This is a genomic window from Lysobacter sp. Root690 (assembly GCF_001427785.1).
Taxonomy (GTDB): domain Bacteria; phylum Pseudomonadota; class Gammaproteobacteria; order Xanthomonadales; family Xanthomonadaceae; genus Lysobacter.
On sequence record NZ_LMHM01000016.1, the window covers coordinates 185,400 to 194,732 of the forward strand.

Consider the following 9,333-nt stretch of genomic DNA (forward strand, 5'->3'; position numbering starts at 1 on the left):
GTCGATTCGCGCTGTTCGCTTCACCTAGAACGAGAACCAACGCATGCGCGTCACCATCTTCGGCACCGGTTATGTCGGCCTCGTCACCGGGACCTGCCTGGCCGATGTCGGCCACGACGTGGTCTGCGTCGATATCGACGCGGCCAAGGTCGAGGGCCTCACGCGCGGCGTGATTCCGATTTACGAGCCCGGCCTGGAGCCGATGGTCAAGGCGAATCACGCCGCCGGCCGTCTGCACTTCACCACCGATGCGGCCGCCGCGATCGGCCATGCCGACCTGATCTTCATCGCGGTCGGCACGCCGCCCGACGAAAGCGGCAGCGCCGATCTCAAGTACGTGCTGTCGGTGGCCTCGACTATCGGCCGGCATATCGAACGCCCGGTGGTGGTCGTGAACAAGTCGACCGTGCCGGTCGGCACCGCCGACAAGGTCGAGGCGACCATCGCCCGCGAACTGGCGTCGCGCGGCGTGGATGTCGCCTTCGATGTCGCCTCCAACCCCGAATTCCTCAAGGAAGGCGATGCGGTCGCCGACTGCATGCGCCCCGACCGGATCGTGATCGGCGCGGCCAATCCGCTCGCGGTGGAAAAGCTCAAGCGCCTGTACGCGCCGTTCAACCGCAATCACGAGCGCATCGTGGTCATGGACCTGCGCTCGGCCGAACTGACCAAGTACGCCGCCAACGCGATGCTGGCGACCAAGATCAGTTTCATGAACGAAATCGCCAACATCGCCGAGAAAGTCGGCGCCGATATCGAGATGGTCCGCCAGGGCATCGGCTCGGACCCGCGCATCGGCTGGCACTTCATCTACCCCGGCGCCGGTTACGGCGGCTCGTGTTTCCCCAAGGACGTGCAGGCGCTGTCGCGCACCGCGCAGCAGCACGGCTACGACGCGCACCTGCTCGACGCGGTGGAAACGGTCAACGACAACCAGAAGGGCCACCTGTTCGAACTGATCCAGCGTCATTACGACGGCGCGCCGATCGCGGGCAAGACCTTCGCGGTGTGGGGGCTGGCGTTCAAGCCCAACACCGACGACATGCGCGAAGCGTCCAGTCGTACCTTGCTGGCCCAGTTGTGGCAGGCCGGCGCGCGCGTGCGCGCCTACGATCCGGAAGCCAACGAGGAAGCGCATCGCATCTTCGGCGAGCGCGAGGATCTGGTCCTGTGCGACTCGGCCCGCGCCGCGCTCGCCGACGCCGACGCGCTGGTGGTGGTGACCGAATGGAAGCAGTTCCGCAGCCCGGATTTCGTCCGCGTCCGCCAGGCCCTGGCCGATGGCGTGATCTTCGACGGACGCAACCTGTACCATCCCGACGAAGTCGAAGCGGCGGACCTGGCCTATTACGGCATCGGCCGCGGCCGCTCGATCCTGATCGACGGCGCATGAGCCGTCTTCGCCGCCGATGGATGCAATGCCCGTGAGCTCCGAACTTGAACAGCGTCTGGTCGATCTGGAAACGCGCGTCGCGTTCCAGGAACATGCGCTGGGCGAACTGAGCGATGCGCTCGCCGCCGCGCGCAGCGAGGAAGCACGCAACACCTTGCTGCTGTTCCGCGCGCTGGAAGAGATCAAACACCTGCGCGCCGCGATGGCCGCCAGCCCGTTGACCGGCGATGTCGGCAGCGAACCACCCCCGCCGCACTATTGAACACCGAGCAATGAGCGACACACTTCGCGATCAACTGTTGGGCCTGGGCTTCAAGCCCGCGCCCAAGCCCGAGCGCAGCGAGCGCAAGGGCGACGACCGCCGTGGCGGCGGCCCTGACCGGCCCGACGCCGCGCGCGGCAACAACAAACCCGGCGCCGCGCGCGCCGACGGCCGACGCGCCGACGGAAAACCGGGCCCGCGCCACGACGGCGCGCGCAAGCCCGGCGAGCAGCGTTCCGGCAAACCGCCGGGCGCGCGGCCCGACGGCGCCCGCGGCGATCAGCCGCGACCGGCGTCCAAGCCCGGCGAAGGCCGCAGGCCCGATCAGCGCGGCCCGCGTCCGGGCGCGCCGGGCAAGCCGCGCACGCGCGAGGACATCGATCTGGCCAAGGCGTACGCGATCCGCGCCCAGCGCGAGAAAGACGAACGCATCGCCGCCGAGCAGGCCAAGCAGGAAGAGGCTCGTCTGCGCCGCGAGGCGCGGGCCAAGCTCACCGAGTTGGTCAAGGACAAAGGCCTCAATCAGGCCGACGCCGAAATCGCCCGGCATTTCCCCTATGGCGGCAAGATCAAGCGGGTCTACGTCAATGCCGAACAGCTCAAACAGCTCAACGCCGGCGAACTGGGCGTGCTGCAGCTCGAAGGCCGCTATGTGCTGGTGACGGCGGATTTGCTGGCGCAGGCGGAGGAGATTTTCCCGCAGGCGGTGGCGTTGAAGGTCGACCCGAATGCGCCGGCCGAGGACGATCCGTATGCGGACCCGCAATATCAGGTGCCGGACGATCTGGTCTGGTGAGTGGGGAAGGGTGAGGTTGTTGTTGTGATTGCGAAAGCAACAGCAACAGCAACAGCAACAGCAAATCCCCCGCGCTGAGGTTCGACCCAATAAGGGGGCTGCGCTAAGCGCCGCCCCCTTTTTTAAAGTGGGCACCGGATAGCGCGATCTTGCTGACTTTCAGAAGCTTGAAAGCTCGGAACCGAAGCCGAAGGTCAAAAGACAAAAGCGACAAGCCGAGAGCAAGAGTTGAGAGCTAAGAGCTACAAAGCTAAAAGCTAAAAGCTAAAAGCTAAAAGTTGGAAGTTGGAAGTTGGAAGCCACGCTGCCTTCGATAGTCCACCGCTTACAAACCGAAGCCGCCGCAATACATTGCCCACTTTGTAAAAGGGGGCACGCGCCTTGCGTCTTTGAACAAAGCCGATGCACCAGCGGCGCGGGGGATTCGCTCCACCCCGCGAACCAATACGAAACCTAAGCGCCAACCGCCCGCGACCGCGGCATAGCCGCATCGCTTACCGCCGCATCGTCCTGCGCCGGCGCAATCTGATCGATCATCGCCGCCACCGCCTGCGCGGTCTCCAGCGGACGCTCCATCGGAAACAGGTGACTGCCTTCGATCCACGCCCAGCGCGAACCGACCAGACGCCGCGTCGCAGCCACGCCGGCATTACGCAGTTCGCGCGAATGCGTGCCGGCGAGGAAACCGACCGGAACCCGCAGCTTCGGGGTCAACCCGCTCAACGAGGTGGTCGGCAGGCTGCGATAGATCTGATATTCGATCTCGCGCTCGAACGCGAGCTCGCGCGCGCCATCCTCGGCGCGGCGGGTGCCGTGCTCGACGTAGGCCTCGAGCACGCGCGAATCCCAACGCGCAAACGCGGGCTTGGCCAGAAAGTGGCTGCGCACCGCCTCGGTATCGGGCCAGTGCTTGCGCCGCTGCAAGGTCGCGCGCGTGGGCATCACCAGATTGTCCAGGCCGGTGCGGCGGCCCAGCGAGACCAGACGCGCGCGCCAGCCGGCGATCAGCGGCGAATCGAGCATGACCACGCCGGTCAGGCGCGAGGCCAGCGCCGAGCCCGACAACCGGTGCGCGGCCAGCAGGCTCAGGTACCCGCCCAGCGAATGCCCGACCAGCCAGATCCGCCGCGCATCGCCGCTGGCCGCTTCGACCCGTGCCGCCAGTTCCTCGACCAGATGCGGCCAGTCGAGGCTGACCGGATAGCGTGGATCGTGGCCGATGCGCGCCGGCCGTTCGATCCGGAACCGCGACGCGAGCGCATCCAGCATCACCCCGTACACAGGCGCCGGAAAGCCGTTGGCGTGGGAGAACAGCAGCAGATCGCGCATGCGGACGAGGGGCCGCAACCGGCGGCTGGCGATGAGGTGGCTGAACCATACCATTGCGTACAGTTGTGCGGTAGCCGGTAGCGGGTCTCGAGGTGTCGTGGCGAAGTGGTGTCGCTGCAATCAGGTAGTCGATCGCCGCTATGCCAGTTGCAGTAAGCGACGCGGCGATCGGTTGCCCTGCGGTCGCCGCTTGCGCAGTTCCTACAGTCGGACTTCGTGGATGCCCGGCAGCCCCTGTAGGAGCGGCGCGAGCCGCGACCGCGAACCGCACGCGACGACGCGAGCCCATCGGACCCGCGTCGCGCTCAAATCAACAAAACCTTCAAGCCGCTTCGCGATACCGCGGTGCCGGCTGCGACTGGCCGAAGTGCGGCAGCAGCGCCTGCCGCGAGCTTTCCAGCGTGTCCCACAAGGCCGCGTCGTGCAGCGGCGGAATCGTCACCGTCTCGCGCCGGTCGTAACCAGCCAGGGCGGCGTCGACCAGATCGTCGACTTCCATGACCCCGGGAATCTGTTCCACGTCGCGGCCCGACCGCTCCCAGATCTCGGTGCGGGTGGCCGCCGGCAACACTGCCTGCACGTACACGCCCTGGGGCCCGAGTTCGACCTGCAGCGACTGGCTCAGGTACTGCATGAAGGCCTTGGTCGCGCCGTACACACTCATGCCGAATTCCGGCGCGAGCCCGACCACGGAGGCGAGGTTTACGATCGCGCCTTGGCCGGCGGCGGCCAGTCGCGGCGCGATCGCGGCCGCCAGCCGCGCCGGCGCGGTGACGTTGAGCGCGATGAGTTGCGCAACCTGATCGGGCGACTGGGCCAGGAAGTTGCCGGGCAGGGTGGCGCCGGCGTTGTTGACCAGCACGCCGATGCGCGGATCGTCGCGCAGCACCGCCTCGACCCGCACCAACTGGGCCGGGTCGGCGAGATCGGCCTGCAGCACCTCGGCCTGGACGCCGTAATCGGCGCGCAGACGCTCGGCCAGGGCGTCCAGGCGGGCCAGGTCGCGCGCCACCAGGACCAGATCGTGGCCGCGGCGGGCGAAACGATCGGCGTAAACGGCGCCGATGCCGCTGGAGGCGCCGGTAATGAGGACGGAAGGAAGCGGGGTAGTCACGGTGAACCTCGTTGGGTGCGGGGGGTATTATTGATGATGTGCATCATGTTTAATTTATCATGATGATCGTCATGTAACATGTCAAGGCCGACCGGGACCCGTTCGTCGGGTCGCTGGGTCGGCCGCAATCAGCAGGAGAACCGGATGAAAGTCAGTCGTGAACAGGTAGGCGAGAACCGCCGCAAGATCCTCGACGAGGCCGGCCGGCTGTTCCGTGCGCGTGGGTTCGAGGCGGTCACCGTCGCCGAGGTGATGAAGGCCGCCGGTCTGACCCACGGCGCGTTCTACGGCCACTTCCAGTCCAAGGACGATCTGATCGCGCAGACCCTGGGCCATGTGTTGAGCCAGGCCCAGGTCGGCGACGAACTGCAGCCGTTCGTGGATTTCTATCTGTCGCCGCATCACTGCGGCGACCTCGCCGGCGGTTGCCCGACCGCCGCGCTCGGCGCCGACACCATCCGCCAGTCGCCGCAGGCACGTCAGGCGATGACCGAGGGCTTGCGCCAGCATCTGCAGCACATGACCCGGATGGAATCCGCGCCGGACGAAGCCACGCGCAGGCGGCAGGCGATCGGCGCCTGGTCGGCGATGGTCGGCGCGGTGATCCTGGCGCGGCTCAGCGACGACCCGGCGCTGTCGGATGAAGTGTTGGCGCAGACCCGGGCGTGGATTGAGGAAAGCACGTCGGCGAGTGCGGGCTAAGCAGTTGTCTTTCGACGCTCGCCGAGTCGTCAGGAAACTCGATGACATGCGCGTTACCAAACACGTGGGGTTGTTCGCGAAACGGACTCGCCACCATCGCTGCGCGTGAGATCGTTTGCCGCTAAAGTGCGACTGCGTGCGGAGCTGATTGCTGATCGGTCCGATCGATGCGGCCCGGCGGCGACGCACGTCATAGGGACATCCACTCAGAGAGGGAATTCATGCGCATTCTTCCGTTCGCGGGCCTGGCCTTGTCCGGCCTGCTGCTCAGCCACACCGCCCACGCCGCCTGCGACACCGTGTTGTCGCCGCAGGTGCGCTCGATCGAATCGGCGGGCAATTACTGCCTGGCCGCCAATCGCAGCGCGCCGATCGAAGTGCGTAGCGACAACGTCGAGATCGACTGTCGCGGCCGCACGCTGTCGCGTCCACTCGATCCGTCCGGGTCCGGCACCGGTGTGCTGCTGCGCGGCAACAACCTTACCGTGCGCAATTGCCGCTTCGAGGGTTGGCAGTTCAGCGTGTTGGCCGAACAGTTCCTCAACGTGCAGATCCTCAACAACACCTTTATTCCCGAGGGCCCGGCGATCACCGTGTACGGCGGCGACCGGCCCGAAGGCGACGGTCTGCGCGTGATCGGCAATCGGGTGTTGTTTTACGGCTCGCAAAACGGCGCCGAGCAGGCGATCGGCGTCTGGCATTCGCCGCGCGCGGTGTTGACCAACAACGTGGTCGCCGGTTTCATGGGCCGTGCCGCGTTGCAACTGGACCGCTCGCCGGATGCGCAGTTGACCGGCAATCAGTTGCTCGACTTGAACGAAGGCGGATCGGTCGGCGTCGATCTGATTTTCTCGCCGCGCGCGCGTCTGGTCCATAACACCGTGATGCTGCGTCGCGGCGTCAACGCCCATGGCCTGAGCGGCGCGAGCGAGGCGACCTGCATCGAGAACATCCTGATCAATGCCGTGCATTCGGGCCTGGAAGGCTGTGTGGTGAAGCGTTACAACGTCGAGCAGATCAATAACGGCGATTGATCTTCGCAGGGAGCGCGATCGGTTCGATGGCGATAGGCAAGTCCACGGCGCCCCGCTCGAAACAGCGGGGCGTCGTCGTTCGCGGCGAACGCATGATCTATAGGACCGACTCGATCGGCGCCAGTCGCGATGCCTGAGATGCGGCGCCGATACCATGGTCGGCGCAGCACAGCGAGACGATCGAGCGATTCACGACGCTCGCGCACTGCGCCCATCTGCGACATTCCTCAACGAAAAGGAACTTCATGCGACTGATCCCGATTGCCGGCCTGGCACTGACCGGCCTGATGCTCAGCACCTCCGCGTTCGCCTGCGACACCATCGTGTCCCCGCAGCAAATATCGATCCACGGTCCGGGCAAGTACTGCCTGAGCGCCAATCGCAGTCTTCCGATCGAAATCAGCGGACCGGACATCGAACTCGATTGCCGTACCCGCTCCATCATCAATCCCAGTTCCAACGGCGGCGGCCCGACCGGCATCCGGATCAACTCCGGCGACAAGGTCATCGTGCGCAATTGCCGAGTCGACGGTTTCCCGATCGGCATCGACATGAACGTGCAGTCCAATGCGCAGTTGCTCAACAACACCGTGGTGCGTGCGCAAGATGTCGCGATCATGGTCCACGGCATCAACAACACCGACCCGTTCGCCGAACCGACCCGCATCGTCGGCAACCGGGTGATCGGCTACCCGACCGCCAACGATCCCTCGTCCAGCTGGGCCCCGGCGCTGCGCGTGGTCGGCCTGGGCCGCGCGGTGATCAGCAACAACGTCGTCGCCGGCCACCGCGGGCCGGTCGGCCTGGAACTGGTGGACTCACCCGACGTGCAGATCACCAACAACCAGTTCCTGGATCCGGCCGCGGTCGATCGCATGATCCGTCTGGAACAGTCGCCGCGCGCGCGCGTGGTCCACAACACCATCATGTCGCGCCAGCAGAACGTGATGTTCGGTCTCAGCGGCGCGAGCGGGGCGACCTGCGTGGAGAACGTGTTCATCAACACGATCCACTCGGGTTTTTCCGACTGCGCGGTCACCCGTTACAACGTCGAACAACCGTTGCCGCCGGCTCCGTAAGCCGGTCGCAGGGATTGGCCTGATGTGTTGACGCTCCGCCGGCCATCGCGCCGGCGGAGTTTCGTGGTGGGTCCGGATGTGCGGGTCGGCGTGCGCGCCGTCGTCGTCATGGGTCAGCGTCGGTCAGCGCGCGCCGAAGCCGCGGCGACGATCGATTCGCCAACGCGTCTTCAATCGCCGCCGAGCGACGCCGGCAACATGGCGCGCGCGCTGTGCGCGAGCTCGCGCACCGTCGACACGCCGAGGTCGCGGATGATGCGGTGGGTGCGATGCGGCAGCGGCGATTCGTCGATGTCGTGCGGGGCGATGTTCTTGCCCGGCACGCCGGGCAGGAACTCGATGCCGGCCGCGGCATAGCAATGCTGGACCAGGGCCGAGCAGTACAGCGCGCCTTCCTTGGCCAGCAGGTTGCTGCGCTTGCGCAGGCGGCTGCTGTGCATGGCCATCAAGGTGCCGACCAGCTCGCTGATCGAGTAACTCGACAGGCCCGACAGCAGGTCCAGCCCGGCGATCTGGACCTTGCGGATCTGGTCTTCGTCCAGGCCGAAATCCAGGATCGCGATATTCGGAAAAGCTTCGGCGTCGTAGTAACGCTCGACCCGGTTTTCCTGCACGCCCAGGCGGATCTGCTTGTAGCGCATGTCCAGATCGGACTCGATCACCCACCAGCGCCCGTCGATGCGGCGCTCGCTGAACATGAAGGCGTGCGACCACAGGCTGCGATGGCCGTCGACGGTCAACGGCGACTGCGCCTTGCGGATCAGCTTGTTGATCCAGTCGCGGCCGCCGCACAGGCCGATCCGGCCGGGGCCGGCGTGTTTCTCGATGAAGGCGGCGTTGCCGAAGGCGTCGGCCGATTCGGCCTGCTCTTCGACATCGGCGGACAACAGGATTTCGTCGCTCATCCTTGCGTACTCGTTCGGCGCTGCGGGCTGGGGTCGGATCGTAGTCGATACGATCGGCGCATCGGGGCTGGGCCCCGGCGCGCTCACTCGGGATCGTAATCCAGATTCGAGGCCAGCCACCGTTCGGCCTGGATCAGGCTGACGCCCTTGCGCCTGGCGTAGTCCTCGATCTGTTCCTTGTTGACCCGGCCGACCACGAAGTACTGGCTGCCCGGATGGCTGAAGTAATAGCCCGAGACCGCCGCCGCCGGGTACATGGCGAAGCTCTCGGTCAGCTCCAGGCTGGTGTGGCGGGTGGCGTCGAGCATCTCGAACAGCGTGATCTTCTCGCTGTGTTCGGGGCAGGCCGGATAGCCCGGCGCGGGGCGGATGCCGCGGTAGCCTTCGTCGATCAGCGCATCGTTGTTGAGGATTTCGTCGTCGGCGTAACCCCAGAACTCCTTGCGCACGCGCTGGTGCAGGCGCTCGGCCAGCGCTTCGGCGAAGCGGTCGGCCAGGGCCTTGATCATGATCGAGTTGTAATCGTCGTGATCGGCCTCGAAACGCGCCACATGCGGCTCGATGCCGATGCCGGCGGTGACCGCGAAGCCGCCGATCCAGTCCTGCCGGCCCGAGTCCTTCGGCGCGATGAAATCGGCCAGGCAGAAGTCGGGGCGGTCGGCGGGTTTGTCGGCTTGCTGGCGCAGGAAGTGCAGGCGGGGGGGTCCGTTCCTTTCCCC

10 protein-coding genes are annotated in these 9,333 nt (G+C 66.1%); 6 read left to right on the top strand and 4 right to left on the bottom strand.

Going from position 1 to position 9,333, the window contains the following annotated elements:
* Positions 1-43: 43 nt before the first annotated feature.
* Genes ASD86_RS18490 through ASD86_RS18500 form a run of 3 tightly spaced genes read left to right on the top strand, consistent with a single transcriptional unit; the run spans position 44 to position 2,451 of the window.
* Positions 44-1,393, top strand: coding sequence for a UDP-glucose/GDP-mannose dehydrogenase family protein (locus ASD86_RS18490; RefSeq protein ID WP_056113968.1), 1,350 nt, complete (start codon positions 44-46; stop codon positions 1,391-1,393).
* A gap of 25 nt (positions 1,394-1,418) precedes the next feature.
* Positions 1,419-1,655: a SlyX family protein gene (locus ASD86_RS18495; protein ID WP_096418381.1), complete on the top strand. Its 237-nt coding sequence runs from the start codon at positions 1,419-1,421 to the stop codon at positions 1,653-1,655.
* A gap of 10 nt (positions 1,656-1,665) precedes the next feature.
* A complete protein-coding gene (locus tag ASD86_RS18500; protein WP_056113971.1) occupies positions 1,666-2,451 on the top strand; it encodes a DUF2058 family protein in 786 nt (261 codons plus the stop codon).
* A 453-nt stretch (positions 2,452-2,904) separates the two neighbouring features.
* Here the strand turns inward: ASD86_RS18500 and ASD86_RS18505 are convergent, their stop codons facing one another.
* Together ASD86_RS18505 and ASD86_RS18510 are read right to left on the bottom strand one after the other, a co-directional pair.
* Positions 2,905-3,780: an alpha/beta hydrolase gene (locus ASD86_RS18505; protein ID WP_056113974.1), complete on the bottom strand. Its 876-nt coding sequence runs from the start codon at positions 3,778-3,780 to the stop codon at positions 2,905-2,907.
* 322 nt (positions 3,781-4,102) lie between these two features.
* Entirely contained in the window at positions 4,103-4,894 is a 792-nt protein-coding gene (locus ASD86_RS18510) for an SDR family oxidoreductase (RefSeq protein ID WP_056113977.1), read from the bottom strand.
* A gap of 144 nt (positions 4,895-5,038) precedes the next feature.
* Here ASD86_RS18510 and ASD86_RS18515 point away from each other — a divergent pair, with 144 nt between their 5' ends.
* From ASD86_RS18515 to ASD86_RS18525, 3 genes are all read left to right on the top strand, one after another.
* Complete coding sequence (locus tag ASD86_RS18515; RefSeq protein ID WP_056113980.1) at positions 5,039-5,596, top strand: TetR/AcrR family transcriptional regulator; 558 nt, start codon at positions 5,039-5,041, stop codon at positions 5,594-5,596.
* 221 nt (positions 5,597-5,817) lie between these two features.
* The gene (locus ASD86_RS18520) at positions 5,818-6,630 is read left to right on the top strand and encodes a right-handed parallel beta-helix repeat-containing protein (protein WP_056113984.1); all 813 of its coding nucleotides are present in this window, start codon (positions 5,818-5,820) and stop codon (positions 6,628-6,630) included.
* Between the two features lie 245 nt (positions 6,631-6,875).
* Positions 6,876-7,709 (top strand): right-handed parallel beta-helix repeat-containing protein, encoded by an 834-nt coding sequence (locus ASD86_RS18525; protein ID WP_056113987.1) that lies wholly within the window; start codon positions 6,876-6,878, stop codon positions 7,707-7,709.
* 170 nt (positions 7,710-7,879) lie between these two features.
* Here ASD86_RS18525 and ASD86_RS18530 read toward each other — a convergent pair whose 3' ends face one another.
* On the bottom strand, positions 7,880-8,614 hold the full coding sequence (locus tag ASD86_RS18530) for a hypothetical protein (RefSeq protein WP_056113990.1): 735 nt from the start codon (positions 8,612-8,614) through the stop codon (positions 7,880-7,882).
* An 83-nt stretch (positions 8,615-8,697) separates the two neighbouring features.
* A partial coding sequence (locus tag ASD86_RS27985; protein WP_304438437.1) for a vitamin B12 dependent-methionine synthase activation domain-containing protein occupies positions 8,698-9,333 on the bottom strand: 636 nt, incomplete at its 5' end.